We start from the raw sequence: 16,105 nt of genomic DNA, 5'->3' as shown, positions 1-16,105 counted from the left end.
CGCTCACCCTCCGGCCAGAGCAGGTTCGGGCTGCCTGCGCGTGCGCAGCGGCGGAAAACGCACCGTGAAGGTGCTGCCCACGCCCGGTTGGCTCTCTACATGGAGTGTCGCCTGGTGGCGTTCCAGTACGTGCTTCACGATGGCCAGACCGAGGCCGGTGCCGCCAGTCTCGCGCGATCGACCGCGATCGACGCGATAGAAGCGCTCGGTGAGCCGGGGAATATGCTGCGCGGCGATGCCGATACCGTTGTCCGATACCGAGAACATCCCGCCGCCATCCGGTTCGATGTGCCAACGCAGCGTGACGCGGCCTCCATCCGGGGTATAGCGCACCGCATTGCTCGCCAGATTGCCCAGCGCACTGCGCAGGTCGCGCGCGCAGGCCAACAGCCCTCCCGGCGCGCCATCGACCTGCAGCGACACGGTATGCCGGCCGGAGGACAGCGCCCGCGTTTCGACTGCGATCACGTCCAGCAGATTTCGCATGTCGACCACCTCCTCCTGCGCCGGCGTGTCGGTCTCCAGCGCGGACAGCGTCAGCAGGTCATCGACCAGGCGCTGCATCCGTATCGATTGCTGCTGTGCCATGCGGATGAAGGACAGCGACTGTTCGGGCGGCAGGTCCTGCAGGCCGTCCTCCAGCGTTTCCAGGAAACCGTGGATGACGGTGAGCGGCGTCTTCATTTCGTGCGACACGTTGGCGACAAAATCGCGCCGCATGGTTTCGAGCTTCTCGAGCTGGGTGACATCGCGCGTGAGCAACAGCCGCTGGTCGTCGCCGAAGGGCACCACCAGCAGTTGCAGCGTGCGCCCGGGATGTCGCGGCGAGGGCATGGTGAGCGGTTCGCTGTACTCGCCCGATTCCAGGTAGGCGGAGAACTCCGGCTGACGCAGCAGATTGAGCACCGGCATGCCCAGGTCGCGCCGGCCATCCAGCCCCAGATGCTCCTCCGCCTTGGGGTTCAGCCATTCGATCAGTTCGTCGCGCGACATGATGAGCGCACCATCGGGCATGGCACGGCTGGCTTCGCGCATGCGCTCGAGCCGGCTGCGCAAGTCCTCGCGCAACTGGCGGGCCGTGCGCTCGCGACGCGCCAGCTTGGCAAACAGGAACTCCCACTGCCCGGCCCCATCGGGGACCTCCTCGCCTTCGCTCGTGGAACTGAGCCAGCGGTCGAAGCGCACGATTTCGTACTGGTCGCGCAGGCTGCCGAACAACAGCACCAGACAGGCGATCACCAGTGCCGGTACCAGGGCATTGACTGCGTAACCGAACAGCAGGCCCAGCAGCAATACGATGCAGCGGCCAACGGCACGGATCCAGAATTCACGCATTCGAGGCAGATGAGGAAGTCAGCAAGGGCTTTGCAACCGGCGGCGGTCCCGCGCCGGCGCCTGTCGGAGCACGGGAAATTATGCGCGCACGCGGCGCTGGCGTCCTGCCGTGCGCCTCATTCCTTCTGCGCGGACAGTCGATAGCCACTGCCGCGCACGGTCTGTATCAGCGCGTCGTGCCCGCTCGCTTCCAGCGCGCCACGCAGGCGGCGGATGTGTACATCGACCGTGCGCTCCTCGACGAACACATGGTCGCCCCAGACGCTGTCGAGCAACTGGGCACGCGAGTGCACACGTTCGGCGTGGGTCATGAAGAAGTGCAGCAGCCGGAACTCGGTCGGGCCCAGCACCACGGCCTGGCCGTTGGCGGTGACGCGATGCGTCGCCGGATCGAGGCGCAGCCCCTCGATCTCCACCGGATCCTCGGTCGCCTGCGGCTTCTGGCGGCGCAGTACCGCCTTGATGCGGGCCGCCAGTTCGCGTGGAGAGAAGGGCTTGGTGACATAGTCGTCGGCGCCGGTTTCCAGCCCGGTCACCTTGGATTGTTCATCGCCGCGCGCGGTGAGCATGATGATGGGCACGCTGCGGGTACGGTCGTCGGCACGCAGTCTGCGTGCCAGATCGACGCCGCTCTGCCCGGGCAACATCCAGTCCAGCAGCACGAGATCGGGCAGTTCGGCCTGCATCAGCTTGAGCGCGCTTTCCGCATCGTTCGCGCGGAGCGGATCGTGACCGGTACGCGTCAGCGTGACACCGATCAGCTCCTGGATGGAGGGTTCGTCTTCGACGATGAGAATGCGGGCCATGTCTGTGCAAGGTTGGATGACGTGAACACGACACAGTCTATTTCAGCAAGGTGACGGTTTGGTGACGGCATGCCGCCGTTTCATGCGAGGCGCGAGGGGTATCATTCGGTTTCCATTCGAGGAGTGCAGGACATGGCTGGACTGGACAAGGACACCCCCATCCCCACCGAAATCACGGTGCAGCAGAAATCCCGACAGATGCAGGTGAGCTTCGACAACGGCCGCAGTTTCACCTTCACATTCGAGTTTCTGCGCGTGTGCTCGCCGTCGGCCGAGGTGCGCGGCCATGGGCCGGGACAGGAAACACTGCAGGTGGGCAAGCGCGACATCGATATCGTGCGCGTCGAACCGGTCGGCAGCTACGCCATCAAGCCGGTGTTTTCCGATGGCCACGACAGCGGCATCTATTCGTGGGATTACCTGTACATGCTGGGCGAACACCAGATCGCGCTGTGGGACGACTATCTGATGCGGCTGACGGCTGCCGGCGCCAGTCGTGACGCCGACCAGAGCGTTCCGCAGGCGCAGCGGGGCGCGGACGGCTGCGGCGGCGGTTGCGGCCACCATCACTGAGATGACGATGAGCGACAACACCACCGATTTCGGTTTTGAACGGGTAGACGAGACCGCCAAGGCACAGCGCGTGGCCGGCGTGTTTTCGTCGGTAGCACGCCGCTACGACGTCATGAATGACCTCATGTCCATGGGCCTGCATCGCGCGTGGAAGGCGTTCGCCATCCAGATGGCCGGTGTGAGGCCGGGCCATCGCGTGCTCGACGTGGCCGCCGGCACCGGCGATCTCACCGTCGCCCATGCACGGCGCGCCGGCAGCAGCGGCGAGGTCTGGCACACCGACATCAATCCGGACATGCTGAGCGCCGGTCGCGACCGCCTGCGCGACGCCGGGCTGGTGCTGCCCAGCCTGCTGTGCGATGCCGAGAAGCTGCCTTTTCCGGACAACCACTTCGACTGCGTGACGGTTGCTTTCGGTTTGCGCAACATGACGCACAAGGATCGCGCACTGACCGAGTTCCGGCGCGTGCTCAAGCCGGGCGGTCGCGCGCTGGTGCTCGAATTCTCGCGTGTGGCCCGGCCGCTGGAGAAGGCCTACGACCTCTATTCGTTCAAGGTGCTGCCCTGGCTGGGCCGTCGTGTCGCGAACGACGAAGCCAGTTACCGCTATCTGGCCGAATCGATACGCATGCATCCCGACCAGGAAACGCTGGCCGGCATGATGCGCGACGCGGGTCTCGGCCGGGTCGAGTACTTCAATCTCAGCGCCGGAGTCGTGGCGCTGCATCGCGGTTTCAAGCTTTGATACAGAGTTTTTGAGAACTCCGTTTGGCATCCGGACTCAATTCGTGTGCTAACTTTTCGTTTTTTCCAACGCGGAGACCTCTTTCATGAAAAAAATGCTGTGCGCGCTGAGCGTCGTTCTCGTCGCCCTGACCGGCGCGATCCAGGACGCGGAAGCGGCCAAGCGCATGGGTGGGGGCAAGTCCTTCGGCGCCCAGCGCGATTCGTCGGTCATGCGACGTGACGCCGCACCGGCGCCGGCGGCGCCTGCGCAGAATGCCGCCGCCGCGCAGCGGCAGGCGCAGCCGGGTACGCCCGCGGCGGGCGCCCAGACGCCCAAGCGCTCGTGGATGGGGCCGCTGGCCGGGCTCGCCGCCGGTCTGGGCCTGGCTGCGCTGGCGTCTCATCTGGGCTTCGGCGAGGAACTGGCATCCTTCATGATGATCGGTCTGCTGGTACTGGCCGCGCTGATCGCCTGGCGCTTCTTCGCCGCACGCAAGGCGGGCGCGGGCAGCACGGATGCGGTCCGGACCTCCCCTTACGCGATGGCGGGCAATGTCAGCGGAGCCCCGGCCCGCTTCGAATCCGCCGCACCGGCGGCTGGCGCTGCGCCGCAGACGAGCGCATCGCCGGCCATCCCGGCCGATTTCGATGTGGACGGTTTCCTGCGTCAGGCCAAGCTCAATTTCGTGCGGATGCAGGACGCCCATGACAAAGGCGATATCGACGACATCCGCCAGTTCACCATGCCCGAGGTGTTTGCCGAAATCCGCATGCAGATCCAGGAACGTGGCGCGTCGTCGCAACATCTCGACATCGTGCAACTGGATGCCGCCCTGCTCGACCTGGCCGAGGACGCAGGACAGTACGTCGCCAGCGTCCGGTTCAACGGCCTCATCCGTGAGGATGCCGATGCGGCGCCGTCTGCCTTCGACGAGGTCTGGCATCTGGCGAAACCGGTGGCGGGCGACCGCGGCTGGATGGTCGCCGGCATCCAGCAGATGCAGTGACATGCTCGCCACGGCCGCGCTGCGCATCCTGAACCATCTGATAGGGCATACACCGGGTGCCGCAGCGCGGCTCGCCCGGCATCAGGGCGCGCGTGCGCGGCTGTCCGCCGGAGGACTGGCGGTGGATTTCCGGATAGACGGCGATGGACGCTTTGTCGCGGCCGACGACGGCACGCCTCAGGTCATCCTGAGTCTGCAGGCCGACGCACTGTTCCGTCAGGCTTATGAGGCGGGTGCCCTCACCCGTGGCGCACGCATAGAAGGCGATGCCGCGCTGGCCGAGTCGCTTGGCCAGGTGCTGAAAACCCTGCGCTGGGATGCAGCGGAAGATCTCAGCCGTGTGGTCGGCGACCCGCTGGCTGAACGCATGGTCGGCACCGCCTCGCAGGTCGCCGCCGGCGTGCGTGATCTGGGCGGACGCATGGCATCCGCGCTCGGCGAATATGCCGCGGATGAAGCCGGTCTGCTGCTGCGTCCTTCCGCGCTGTCCACCTTCAGCGATCGGGTCGACACCTTGCGAGACGACCTGGCACGACTGGAAAAACGGATATCGCGGCTGGAAAGGCGTTAGCCAGGCGGAGCAGGAAAGAAAAGGACAACAAAAAAGCACGCCTGAGCGTGCTTTTTTGTTGTCTGCGTCACGCTGGATCAGTGGCGCTTGCGCAGCTTCTGGATTGCCGCAAGCTGGGCGATGGCCGATGCCAGTTCCGCCTGGGCCGCTGCGTAATCCACGCCGGCCTGGCGATTGGTCAGGGCCTCTTCGGCCAGACGCTTGGCCTCGCTGGCCTTCGCTTCGTCAAGATCCTGACCGCGGATCGCGGTATCGGCGAGAACGGTCACCAGACCCGGCTGCACTTCCAGCAGGCCGCCAGCGACGAAAATCAGCTCATCGGTGGCCTGGTTGGGCACCTTGATGCGGACTTCGCCCGGACGGATGCGGGTGATCAGAGGCGTGTGACCGGGCAGGATGCCCAGTTCGCCGCTTTCGCCCGGCAGCGCGACGAATTCGGCCAGTCCGGAAAAGATCTTTTCTTCCGCGCTGACGACGTCGACATGTACGGTCATAGCCATGATTACTCCGTCTAAGCGGCACCTGATCCGGAGACAACCGGATCAGGTGACCGGCTTCACTGCAGGGACTTCGCCTTTTCGAACGCTTCCTCGATGCCGCCGACCATGTAGAAGGCCTGTTCCGGCAGGTGGTCGCATTCGCCATTCACGATCATGTTGAAGCCTTTGATCGTGTCGGCCAGCGGAACGATCTTGCCCGGCGAACCGGTGAACACTTCCGCGACGTTGAACGGCTGCGACAGGAAACGCTGGATCTTGCGGGCGCGCGCCACGGCCAGCTTGTCTTCCGGCGACAGTTCGTCCATGCCCAGGATGGCGATGATGTCGCGCAGTTCCTTGTAGCGCTGCAGCGTGGTCTGCACCTTGCGGGCCACCGTGTAGTGTTCTTCGCCGACGATCAGCGGATCGAGCTGACGCGAGGTCGAGTCGAGCGGATCGACTGCCGGATAGATGCCCAGCGAAGCGATGTCGCGCGACAGCACGACCGTGGCGTCCAGATGCTGGAAGGTGGTGGCCGGCGACGGATCGGTCAAGTCATCCGCGGGCACATACACGGCCTGGATGGAGGTGATCGAACCGACCTTGGTCGAGCTGATCCGCTCCTGCAGGCGGCCCATTTCGTCAGCCAGCGTCGGCTGGTAGCCCACGGCGGAAGGCATGCGGCCCAGCAGCGCGGACACTTCGGTACCGGCCAGCGTGTAGCGGTAGATGTTGTCCACGAAGAACAGGATGTCGCGGCCTTCGTCGCGGAACTTCTCTGCCATGGTCAGGCCGGTCAACGCCACGCGCAGGCGGTTGCCCGGCGGTTCGTTCATCTGGCCGAACACCATGGCCACCTTGTCGAGAACCTTGGACTCTTCCATCTCGTGGTAGAAGTCGTTGCCCTCGCGGGTACGCTCACCCACACCGGCGAACACGGAGTAACCCCCGTAGCTCTTCGCGATGTTGTTGATGAGCTCCATCATGTTCACGGTCTTGCCCACGCCGGCGCCACCGAACAGGCCGATCTTGCCGCCCTTGGCGAACGGGCAGATCAGGTCGATCACCTTGATGCCGGTAGGCAGCAATTCGACCGACGGGCTCAGTTCGTCGAACTTGGGCGCCTTCTGATGAATGGCGCGGCGTTCTTCGGTCGCGATCGGGCCCGCTTCGTCGATCGGGCGGCCCAGCACGTCCATGATGCGACCCAGGGTCGCGGTGCCGACCGGCACGCTGATCGCGGCGCCGGTGCTCTTCACCTTCATGCCGCGACGCAGACCGTCGCTGGAACCGAGTGCAATGGTACGCACGACGCCGTCGCCCAGCTGTTGCTGGACTTCGAAGGTCAGGCCGGCTTCGGCGGTGTGGCTGCCATCCGCCTCGTCGAGTTGCAACGCTTCATAAATCTTAGGCATCGAGTCGCGCGGGAACTGGATATCCACCACGGCGCCGATACACTGAACGATGTTTCCGGTATTCATCGTCTATCCCCAATACAAAAATTCGTTTGCGCGATCAGACTGCCGCAGCACCGCCGACGATTTCCGCCAGCTCCTTGGTGATCGCCGCCTGACGGGTCTTGTTGTAGACCAGCTGCAGCTCACCGATCACATTGCCTGCGTTGTCGGAAGCGGACTTCATCGCCACCATGCGGGCGCTCTGTTCCGACGCCATGTTCTCGGCGACCGACTGGTACACCAGCGCCTCGACATAGCGCACGAGCAGGTCGTCGATCACGGTCTGCGCGTCCGGCTCATACAGGTAGTCCCAGGTGCCTTCCGGCGTGCCCAGGCGATCACCGGTCAGCGGCAGCAACTGCTCCAGCACGGCTTCCTGCTTCATCGTGTTGATGAAACGGGTGAAGGACAGGTACACCGCGTCGAGTTCGCCGGACTGGAAGGCGTCGATCATGACCTTGACCGGTCCGATCAGCTTTTCCAGATGCGGCGTGTCACCCAGCTGGGTGACCTGCGACACGACCTTGGCGCCGATGCGCTGCATGAAGCCCAGACCCTTGTTGCCGATCGCGGCAACGCGAACCTCGGTGGCGCCCTTGGCTTCCCATTCCTTCATCGTGTTGGTCGCGAGACGCAGCACGTTGGTATTCATGCCGCCGCACAGACCCTTGTCGGTCGTGACGACGATGACACCCACGCGCTTGATCTGACCGACCGTGGCGAGGAAGGGGTGCTTGTAATCGCTGATCGTTGCGGCAGACAGATTGGCAGCAAGACGGCGGATCGTTTCGGCGTAGGGCCGGGCAGCCCGCATCCTGTCCTGCGCCTTGCGCATCTTGGATGCGGCCACCATCTCCATCGCCTTGGTGATCTTCTTCGTGTTTTGCACGCTCTTGATCTTGGAACGGATCTCTTTTCCGCTGGCCATGGCTTATCTCCGTCCGCGCTTTACGCCCAGCTCTTCTTGAACTCGGCCACCGCGGCAGCGAGCACCTTTTCCGATTCACCGTCGAGATCCTTGGTGGACTCGATCTTGTTCATCAGATCAGCGTACTTCTGCTGCAGGAACTGGTGCAGGGCCGATTCGAAGGCAAGCACGCGCGACACTTCGATGTCGTCGAAGTAGCCGTTGTTGGCGGCATACAGCGACACGCCCATCTGGGCCACCGACAGCGGTGCGTACTGCGGCTGCTTCATCAGTTCGGTCACGCGGCGGCCGCGCTCGAGCTGCTTGCGGGTCGCTTCGTCCAGGTCGGACGCGAACTGCGCGAATGCAGCCAGCTCGCGGTACTGGGCCAGCGCCAGACGCACACCGCCGCCCAGCTTCTTGATGATCTTGGTCTGTGCGGCACCGCCGACGCGGGACACCGACACACCGGCGTTGATGGCCGGGCGGACGCCTGCGTTGAACAGATCGGTTTCCAGGAAGATCTGGCCGTCGGTAATCGAGATCACGTTGGTCGGCACGAAGGCGGACACGTCACCAGCCTGCGTTTCAATGATCGGAAGAGCGGTAAGCGAACCGGTCTTGCCCTTCACTTCGCCGTTGGTGAACTTCTCGACATATTCGGGATTCACGCGTGCCGCGCGTTCGAGCAGACGACTGTGCAGGTAGAACACGTCGCCCGGGTAGGCTTCGCGGCCCGGCGGACGGCGCAGCAGCAGCGAAATCTGGCGATAGGCGACGGCCTGCTTGGACAGATCGTCGTACACGATCAGCGCGTCTTCGCCGCGATCGCGGAAGTACTCGCCCATCGTGCAGCCGGCGTACGGAGCCAGGAACTGCATGGCGGCCGAATCCGAGGCCGACGCGGCAACCACGATGGTGTATTCCATCGCGCCATACTCTTCCAGCTTGCGCACCACGTTCGCGATGGTCGAGGCCTTCTGGCCCACCGCAACGTAGATGCAGGTCATGTTCTGACCCTTCTGGTTGATGATGGCGTCGACGGCGACCGCGGTCTTGCCGGTCTGACGGTCGCCGATGATCAGCTCACGCTGACCGCGGCCGACCGGCACCATGGAGTCGATCGACTTCAGGCCGGTCTGCACCGGCTGCGACACCGACTGGCGTGCGATCACACCCGGCGCGACCTTCTCGATCTTGTCGGTCAGCTGGGTGTTGATCGGACCCTTGCCGTCGATCGGCTGGCCCAGTGCATTCACCACGCGGCCGATCAGCTCGGGGCCGACCGGCACTTCGAGAATACGGCCGGTGCACTTGACGGTCTGGCCTTCGGAAATGTGTTCGTAGTCACCGAGAACCACGGCGCCGACGGAGTCGCGCTCGAGGTTGAGCGCCAGACCAAAGGTATTGCCTTCGAATTCCAGCATTTCACCCTGCTGGACGTCGTCCAGGCCGTGCACGCGAACGATGCCGTCGGTCACCGAAACCACGGTGCCCTCGGTGCGTGACTGCGACGTCAGATGCAGGTTCTGGATCCGGCTCTTGATCAGGTCGCTGATTTCAGACGGATTGAGGTTCATCAAAAAACTCCTAGTTCTGTAGCGCAGTGGCCATCGCGGCAAGCTTGCCGCGGACCGAGGCATCGATCACTTCGTCACCGACCGCAACCTTCACGCCGCCGATCAGCTCGGGGTCGAGCGTGACCTCGGCCTGCAGCTTGCACCGGAATCGCGGCTCCAGGTCGGCCAGCAGGCGCGACACGGTGGCATCGTCCATCGGGAAGGCAGAACTGATGCGGGCGACGGCGGCGCGCTCATGCTCGTTCTTCAGCTCGACGAAGAGCTGGAAGATTTCCGGCAGGATGGCCAGACGGCCATTCTGCGCGAGCAGGCGGGCGAAACTGCGGTGCTCGTCGGTCAGTTCGCCGGGCACGGCGACGAGGAAAAGGAAGCCACGGTCGGTCGAGGTACGGATCGGATCCGCCAGCAGCTGCTTCAATGCCGGTTCGGATGCGGCGGCCGCCATGCGGCCAAGCGCATCTTCCCAGGCCGGCAGCTTGCCCGCGTCACGGGCAAGCTGGAACGCGGCTTCGGCGTAGGGTCGCGCGATGGTGACGTTCTCGGCCATGATGTCAGCTCAGTTCCTGCTTGAGGTTGGCGAGCAGATCGGCGTGGACTTGGGCATTGATCTCGCGGCGCAGGATGCGCTCCGCACCGGCCACGGCCAGCTGGGCGACCTGATCGCGCAGCGCGTCCTTGGCCTTCTGCGCGGCGGCATCCGCCTCGCCAGCGGCCGCTTCGCGCGCTGCGGCGATGATGCGGTTGGCTTCCGCGCGGGCATCCTCGAGCAGCTTGGCAGCCTGCTTTTCGGCACCGGAGCGCAGTTCGGCCGCGGATTCCCGCGCGGAGCGCAGTTCCTCGATCGACTTCTTCTCGGCGTTGGCCAGATCCGTCTTTGCCTTTTCCGCAGCCGCCAGTCCGTCAGCGATCTTCTTCGCGCGCTCGTCGAGAGCCTTGACGATCGGGGGCCACACGAAGCTCTTCGTGAACCACACGAACGTCAGGAACACGACGATCTGGATGATGAGCGTTGCGTTCAGATTCACGGCAACTTTCCCTTCATTAAATCGGTGTTGGGGCGGGTGCCGTTCTTACTTCAGGAAGGTCGAAGTGGCGAACCAGAGAGCGATACCGAGACCGATAATGAAGGCGGCGTCGATCAGGCCGGCCAGCAGGAACATCTTGACCTGCAGCGCGTTCATCAGCTCGGGCTGACGGGCCGACGCTTCCAGGTACTTGCCACCCATCATCGCGATGCCGATACATGCGCCAATGGCGCCCAGACCGATGATCAGACCGCAGGCGAGGGCGACGAGACCGTACACTTGTTCCATGACAACTCCTTAGATTATTGAAGTGATAAACAAAAACAACGAACCGGACTGAAACAGCAAGCTCAATGACCTTCGTGAGCCTGACCGATGTACACCAGGGTCAGCATCATGAAGATGAATGCCTGGAGCGTGACCACGAGGATGTGGAACACCGCCCACGCGAAGCCCGCGACGATGTGGCCGAAGGCGAGCAGGAAGCTCGGCAGGTTGGCCCCCGTCCAGGCGGCACCCATCAGCGCGATCAGCATGAAGATGAGTTCGCCGGCAAACATGTTGCCGAACAGACGCATGCCATGCGACACGGTCTTGGCAAGGAATTCGACGATGTTCATCGCGAAGTTGAACGGCGCCAGAATGAGCTTGTCGCCGAACGGCGCCGAGATCAGTTCGTGCGCCCAGCCGCCCGGGCCCTTGATCTTCACGTTGTAATACAGGCACACCAGCAGCACGGAAATCGACATGCCCAGCGTGGCATTGATGTCGGCGGTCGGCACGACGCGCATGTAGGCGTGATGCGGATCGTGACCGGCCGAGGCATAGATGCCTTCCCAGATGCGGGGCAGCAGATCCAGCGGCAGGAAGTCCATCGAATTCATCAGGAAGATCCAGACGAACACGGTGAGCGCCAGCGGTGCCACGGTACGGCGCGATTCTTCGCTGTGGATCAGCCCCTTGGCCTGGTCGGCCACCATTTCCACAAGGATTTCGACCGCCGCCTGGAAGCGGCCCGGCACGCCGGACGTCGCCTTCGACGCGGCGCGCCACAGGACGAAAAGACCGATGACGCCGAGCAGGATGGCGTAGAACAGGGTATCGACATTCACCAGCCCCCAGTTCACGAGTTCTTTCTGGGGCTCGCCGGAACTGTTGAGGAAGGTGAGGTGGTGGGCGATGTACTCGCCGGGGGTCGGGCCGTGATGCGCCGCTTCGGTCGCCAGTTCGGTTCCAGATGCCATGTCAGTGTTTGAGCAAAAAAGCAAAAAAACCTGCCTGCAGCGCAACTATCAACCCTCCAAGAAACCAGCCCCACGACAGGCCCGGCACGAAGAAGTGACAGAGCAGCAACAGCCCAATCGTCGAGGCAACCTTGATCGCCTCGCCGACGAAGAATTCAACCGGGTACGACACTGCTGTCCCGGCCGACCGATGAGCCAGCCGGCCAAGGCGGATCGCGAACAACAGGCTGGGCAGCGAATAGCTCAAACCACCCAGCAGGGCAGACATGCCCGCCGACGATCCGCCTGTCAGCAGACCGACGCCGGTCACAAGCAGCACCATGGAGAGCTGCAGCATGATGGCCTTCAGCATGCGACAGACTCCTGTGCGACTTGGCCTGACCTGGGTTCACGAACGCCCTGATCTTTTATAAGACACAAGTGTTCGCACTGCGACGCGCCGGAACTGCCCTGGCAACGCGCGCAAAGCCCTTGACGATACATACGCTTACAGCACCCGTCAAGAAGTTCCCGGATTGTGCCGTTATTTCAAGGTTGTGCAACACCCCGGCGAAAATTTTTCTTCCTGTCGCCTCGTGGGCGGGACGCATGTCGGGGCAGACGTTCGCCGAAAGAGGGCACCAACACGGTGCAGACATCCCGCGGGGCATGCGCGCCCCTCCCGCACGCTCAGCCGCCAATCCGCACATGGCGGGTCGTATGACCGCTCATCCTTCCGGCCGATTTGACCGCGGCGCCAAAATAGTCGATATTTTTCGACATGAGAAAGACCTACGCACAAACCATCCCGGCCGAATGGCAACAGTACTCGCAACTGTTCGCGGCGCTGGGCGATCTTGAACGACAGCGCATCCTGCTCACCTTCGAGCCGGGCGAAACGCTGAACGTGACCGACCTGACGCGTGCGTCCTCGCTGAGCCGCCCCACCGTGTCCCACCATCTCAAGCTGTTGTGCGAGGCCGGCGTGCTGGAGCGCGAAAAGCGCGGCCGCGAAGTGCATTTCCGGCTGCGCGCCGACGCGCTGATCGAACGGCTGCAGACGGTAATCGACTATCTGGGCGAGCACCGGTGAAACCCGCACTCCTGCCGCTGGACGAACTGCTTGCACGGGCCGGTTCGACACCCTTCTACGCGATCGATATCGCTGCCGTGCGGGACAAGATTGCCGGCTTGCGCGCACTGCTGCCGGCCGATCTGCAACTGTGCTACGCGGTCAAGGCGAATCCGCTGCCGGCCTTGCTGCGCGCGATCGCGCAGTCGCTGGATGGTGCCGATGTCAGTTCCGCGGGCGAACTGGTCAGAGCGCTCGATGCCGGCTTCCGCGCGGACAGCCTAGGGTTCACCGGGCCAGGCAAGCGCGATGACGAACTGCGGCAGGCCATCCTTGCCGGCGCGCGCATCTGTGCCGAATCGACCGGCGAGATCGGACGCATCGCCGCGCTGAGCGAGCAGCTCGGCCGGGCGGCGCGGGTTGCCTTGCGCGCCAATCCGGACTTCACGGTCGACACCAGCCGCGTGCGCATGAGTGGCGACAGCTTCTTCGGCATGGACAGTGCCTTGCTGCCCGCGGCCATCGCCCAGCTTCGCCACGCCGGCCTCGAATTCGCCGGCCTGCACTATTACTGCGCGTCGCGCATGCTCGATGCCGCAACGGTGCGCGCACTGCATGCGCACTGCGCGGAAGAGGCGCTGCGCATCTGCGACGCGGCGGACCTCGCCCTGCCCTGGCTCAACCTGGGCGGCGGCTTCGGCGTTCCGGTGGCGAAAGACGAATCGCCGCTGGACATGGTGTCGGTCGGCGATCACCTGCGCGCGCTGAGCGACATGCTCAAGCGCGCATGCCCCGGCATCGTGCTGGCGCTCGAGCCGGGACGCTATCTGGTCGCGGAGGCAGGCCATTACATCTGCCGCGTGATCGACCGCAAGACGACGCGCGGACGCACCTGGCTCATCGTGGACGGCGGTGCGCACCAGCACCTGCACGCCACGCTGCAGCCGGATCGCAGCGAGCCGGCCGCCTTCCCGATGACCTTGCATCCATCGGTCCCCGGCGAAAGGGAAATCGTGAGCATCGCCGGGCCGCTGTGCGCGCCTTTCGACATATTCGCGCGCGACATCGAGTTGCCTCGGGCATCGCCCGGCGATCTGCTGGTGGTGCACTGCTCCGGCGCCTATGGCGCCAGCGCCAGCCCGCTGCATTTCCTCGGCCATCCATCGCCGGCCGAAATCGTGTTCTGACCTGACGGAGCCTCCATGCTGCGTTCCTTCGCACGCCCCCTGCTCGCATTCGCCTGCCGCATCCTGTTCCGCATACAGCCGCCCACCGGGCTGCCACCACAGCCGTCGCGGCTGCTGGTCGTGGCCAATCACGAATCCTTCCTCGACGGCCTGCTGCTCGGCCTCTTCCTGCCTTTCGATCCGGTGTTCGTGGTGCACACGGGCGTCGCGCGCAACCCCTTCTTTCGCCTGTTGCTGTCGCTGGTCGACTACCTCGCGGTCGACCCGACCAGTCCGATGGCGATGAAGAAGGTAATCCGCCTGATCGAATCCGGTCGTGCCGTGGTCATTTTCCCGGAGGGCCGCATCACCACGACCGGCAGCCTGATGAAGGTGTACGATGGCCCGGCCTTCGTCGCCGCGAGGACCGGTGCCACGGTGCTGCCGGTACGGCTGGATGGCGCGTCGCGCAGCTATTTCTCGCGCGTGTCGGGCCGCTACCCGAAGTCGCTGTTCCCGCGCATCGCGATCACCGTGCTGCCGACGACGCAGATCGCCATGCCGGAAGCGGGCAGCGCGAAGGAACGCCGCCGCCGCGCGGGCGACGCGATGCGTCGCCTGATGCAGGAAATGATTTTCGCATCGCGTCCGCAACAGACGCTGTTCGACGCGCTGTGCGATGCCGCCGAGATACATGGCCGCGGCCGCCGGCTGATCGAGGACATGAAGCAGATCGAGTATTCCTACGGCGATCTGTTGAAGATGGCCTTCGCGCTGGGACGTCTGGTTGCCCGCATCACGCGGCCGGACGAGCGCGTCGGCATTCTGCTGCCCAATCTCGCGCCGACGCTGGGCCTGCTGTTCGGACTGAACGCCCATCGCCGCGTGCCGGCCATGCTGAACTACACGGCCGGCGTCGACGGCATGCAGGCGGCGTGCACCGCAGCCGGGCTGCGCGTCATCGTCACCTCGCGCGCCTTCGTCGATCAGGCCAAGCTGGGCGACAAGCTGGCGGTGCTGCAAGGTATCGAACTGCACTACCTGGAAGACCTGCGCGAACGCATCACGCTGACCGACAAGCTGTGGCTCATGCTGTGGGCACTGCGGGCACCGCGGCTGGCGGCCGAAAGGCTGTCGCCGGAGGCGCCTGCGGTCGTGCTGTTCACCTCCGGTTCTGAAGGCAAGCCCAAGGGCGTCGTACTGTCGCACCGCGCCCTGCTCGCCAATATCGCGCAGATCCGCGCGGTGATCGACTTTTCGGTCGACGACAAGATCCTGAATGCGCTGCCGCTGTTCCATTCCTTCGGCCTGACCGCCGGCGGCCTGCTGCCGCTGCTGACCGGCGCCAACGTGTTCCTCTATCCGTCGCCGCTGCACTACCGCGTCATTCCCGAACTGGCCTATGACCGCAACTGCACGGTACTGCTGGGCACCAGTACCTTCCTCGGCAACTACGCGAAGTTCGCCCACCCCTACGACTTCTACCGGCTGCGCTACGTCATCGCCGGCGCCGAGAAGCTGTCGGAAGCGGTGCGCAGCGCCTGGTTCGAGAAGTTCGGTCTGCGCATTTTCGAAGGCTACGGCGCCACCGAAACCGCACCGGTTCTGGCGGTGAATACGCCGATGGCCTATCGCAGCGGTACCGTCGGCCAACTGCTGCCCGGCCTGCACGCGAAGCTGATGCCGGTGACCGGCATCGATCGTGGCGGCGTGCTGCACGTGAGCGGCCCCAATCTGATGAGCGGCTATCTGAAGTGGGACCAGCCCGGCGTACTGCAGCCGCCCATGTCGGAGGCGGGCACAGGCTGGTACGACACCGGTGATGTGATCGAATTCGACGACGACGGCTTCGTGCGCATCGTTGGCCGTGTCAAGCGCTTCGCCAAGGTGGCCGGCGAAATGATGTCGCTCGAAACCGTCGAGAAGCTCGCCACCGCGGCCAGTCCGGCGGCGCAGCACGCAGCGTCGACACAGCCCGATCCTGCGCGCGGCGAAACCATCGTGCTGTTCACGACCGACGCCGCGCTCGGCCGCGACGCGCTGCAGACGGCCGCCCGCGAGCGCGGTGCGCCGGAGATGGCGGTGCCGCGCAAGATCGTCGTCGTCGACGCGCTGCCGCTTCTGGGCACCGGCAAGACGGACTACGTGACGCTGAAGCGGATGGCGGAGTCCGCCTGA

Annotated in this window: 18 protein-coding genes; 7 read left to right on the top strand and 11 right to left on the bottom strand. The window is 64.5% G+C overall.

What is annotated here, in order from left to right:
- Positions 1–3 precede the first annotated feature (3 nt).
- A complete protein-coding gene (phoR, locus tag A3Q7_RS0114835) occupies positions 4–1,335 on the bottom strand; it encodes a phosphate regulon sensor histidine kinase PhoR (protein WP_018412688.1) in 1,332 nt (443 codons plus the stop codon).
- A gap of 116 nt (positions 1,336–1,451) precedes the next feature.
- Positions 1,452–2,141, bottom strand: a complete 690-nt coding sequence (gene phoB, locus A3Q7_RS0114830; RefSeq protein WP_018412687.1) for a phosphate regulon transcriptional regulator PhoB — start codon at positions 2,139–2,141, stop codon at positions 1,452–1,454.
- A gap of 132 nt (positions 2,142–2,273) precedes the next feature.
- On the opposite strand from phoB, the gene A3Q7_RS0114825 reads away from it, so the two are divergent.
- The 4 genes from A3Q7_RS0114825 (at position 2,274) to A3Q7_RS0114810 (ending at position 5,018) form a co-directional block, all read left to right on the top strand.
- On the top strand, positions 2,274–2,714 hold the full coding sequence (locus A3Q7_RS0114825) for a gamma-butyrobetaine hydroxylase-like domain-containing protein (protein ID WP_018412686.1): 441 nt from the start codon (positions 2,274–2,276) through the stop codon (positions 2,712–2,714).
- A 7-nt stretch (positions 2,715–2,721) separates the two neighbouring features.
- Positions 2,722–3,459: a bifunctional demethylmenaquinone methyltransferase/2-methoxy-6-polyprenyl-1,4-benzoquinol methylase UbiE gene (gene ubiE / locus A3Q7_RS0114820; protein ID WP_040570994.1), complete on the top strand. Its 738-nt coding sequence runs from the start codon at positions 2,722–2,724 to the stop codon at positions 3,457–3,459.
- An 85-nt stretch (positions 3,460–3,544) separates the two neighbouring features.
- Positions 3,545–4,447: a Tim44 domain-containing protein gene (locus tag A3Q7_RS0114815; protein ID WP_018412684.1), complete on the top strand. Its 903-nt coding sequence runs from the start codon at positions 3,545–3,547 to the stop codon at positions 4,445–4,447.
- 1 nt (position 4,448) lies between these two features.
- On the top strand, positions 4,449–5,018 hold the full coding sequence (locus A3Q7_RS0114810; protein ID WP_018412683.1) for a ubiquinone biosynthesis accessory factor UbiJ: 570 nt from the start codon (positions 4,449–4,451) through the stop codon (positions 5,016–5,018).
- 77 nt (positions 5,019–5,095) lie between these two features.
- On the opposite strand, the gene A3Q7_RS0114805 is transcribed toward A3Q7_RS0114810, so the two are convergent.
- The 9 genes from A3Q7_RS0114805 to A3Q7_RS0114765 form a co-directional block, all read right to left on the bottom strand.
- Positions 5,096–5,518, bottom strand: a complete 423-nt coding sequence (locus A3Q7_RS0114805; protein WP_026224874.1) for a F0F1 ATP synthase subunit epsilon — start codon at positions 5,516–5,518, stop codon at positions 5,096–5,098.
- Positions 5,519–5,574: 56 nt separating this feature from the next.
- Positions 5,575–6,978 carry a F0F1 ATP synthase subunit beta gene (gene atpD / locus A3Q7_RS0114800; protein WP_018412681.1) on the bottom strand — a complete coding sequence of 468 codons (1,404 nt, stop codon included), beginning with the start codon at positions 6,976–6,978 and terminating at the stop codon, positions 5,575–5,577.
- A 34-nt stretch (positions 6,979–7,012) separates the two neighbouring features.
- On the bottom strand, positions 7,013–7,882 hold the full coding sequence (gene atpG, locus A3Q7_RS0114795; RefSeq protein ID WP_018412680.1) for a F0F1 ATP synthase subunit gamma: 870 nt from the start codon (positions 7,880–7,882) through the stop codon (positions 7,013–7,015).
- A gap of 20 nt (positions 7,883–7,902) precedes the next feature.
- Positions 7,903–9,441, bottom strand: coding sequence for a F0F1 ATP synthase subunit alpha (gene atpA, locus A3Q7_RS0114790; RefSeq protein WP_018412679.1), 1,539 nt, complete (start codon positions 9,439–9,441; stop codon positions 7,903–7,905).
- 10 nt (positions 9,442–9,451) lie between these two features.
- The gene (locus tag A3Q7_RS0114785; RefSeq protein WP_018412678.1) at positions 9,452–9,988 is read right to left on the bottom strand and encodes a F0F1 ATP synthase subunit delta; all 537 of its coding nucleotides are present in this window, start codon (positions 9,986–9,988) and stop codon (positions 9,452–9,454) included.
- A gap of 4 nt (positions 9,989–9,992) precedes the next feature.
- A complete protein-coding gene (locus A3Q7_RS0114780; RefSeq protein ID WP_018412677.1) occupies positions 9,993–10,466 on the bottom strand; it encodes a F0F1 ATP synthase subunit B in 474 nt (157 codons plus the stop codon).
- Between the two features lie 45 nt (positions 10,467–10,511).
- Positions 10,512–10,754 carry a F0F1 ATP synthase subunit C gene (atpE, locus tag A3Q7_RS0114775; RefSeq protein WP_018412676.1) on the bottom strand — a complete coding sequence of 81 codons (243 nt, stop codon included), beginning with the start codon at positions 10,752–10,754 and terminating at the stop codon, positions 10,512–10,514.
- A gap of 62 nt (positions 10,755–10,816) precedes the next feature.
- Positions 10,817–11,710 carry a F0F1 ATP synthase subunit A gene (gene atpB, locus A3Q7_RS0114770; RefSeq protein ID WP_018412675.1) on the bottom strand — a complete coding sequence of 298 codons (894 nt, stop codon included), beginning with the start codon at positions 11,708–11,710 and terminating at the stop codon, positions 10,817–10,819.
- A gap of 1 nt (position 11,711) precedes the next feature.
- Positions 11,712–12,062: an ATP synthase subunit I gene (locus A3Q7_RS0114765; protein WP_018412674.1), complete on the bottom strand. Its 351-nt coding sequence runs from the start codon at positions 12,060–12,062 to the stop codon at positions 11,712–11,714.
- 408 nt (positions 12,063–12,470) lie between these two features.
- Between A3Q7_RS0114765 and A3Q7_RS0114760 the strand changes: the two genes are divergently transcribed.
- The 3 genes from A3Q7_RS0114760 to aas are packed head-to-tail and all read left to right on the top strand — an operon-like array spanning position 12,471 to position 16,105.
- Entirely contained in the window at positions 12,471–12,782 is a 312-nt protein-coding gene (locus A3Q7_RS0114760; protein ID WP_018412673.1) for an ArsR/SmtB family transcription factor, read from the top strand.
- Entirely contained in the window at positions 12,779–13,948 is a 1,170-nt protein-coding gene (locus A3Q7_RS0114755) for an alanine racemase (protein ID WP_018412672.1), read from the top strand. The genes A3Q7_RS0114760 and A3Q7_RS0114755 overlap by 4 nt, the downstream gene beginning before the upstream one ends.
- Positions 13,949–13,963: 15 nt before the next feature.
- On the top strand, positions 13,964–16,105 hold the full coding sequence (aas, locus tag A3Q7_RS0114750; protein WP_018412671.1) for a bifunctional acyl-ACP--phospholipid O-acyltransferase/long-chain-fatty-acid--ACP ligase: 2,142 nt from the start codon (positions 13,964–13,966) through the stop codon (positions 16,103–16,105).

Source organism: Methyloversatilis thermotolerans, assembly GCF_000372885.1.
Lineage (GTDB): Bacteria > Pseudomonadota > Gammaproteobacteria > Burkholderiales > Rhodocyclaceae > Methyloversatilis > Methyloversatilis thermotolerans.
The sequence above is the reverse complement of the archived record's forward strand: the minus strand, read 5'-3'. Positions and strand labels throughout refer to the sequence as shown.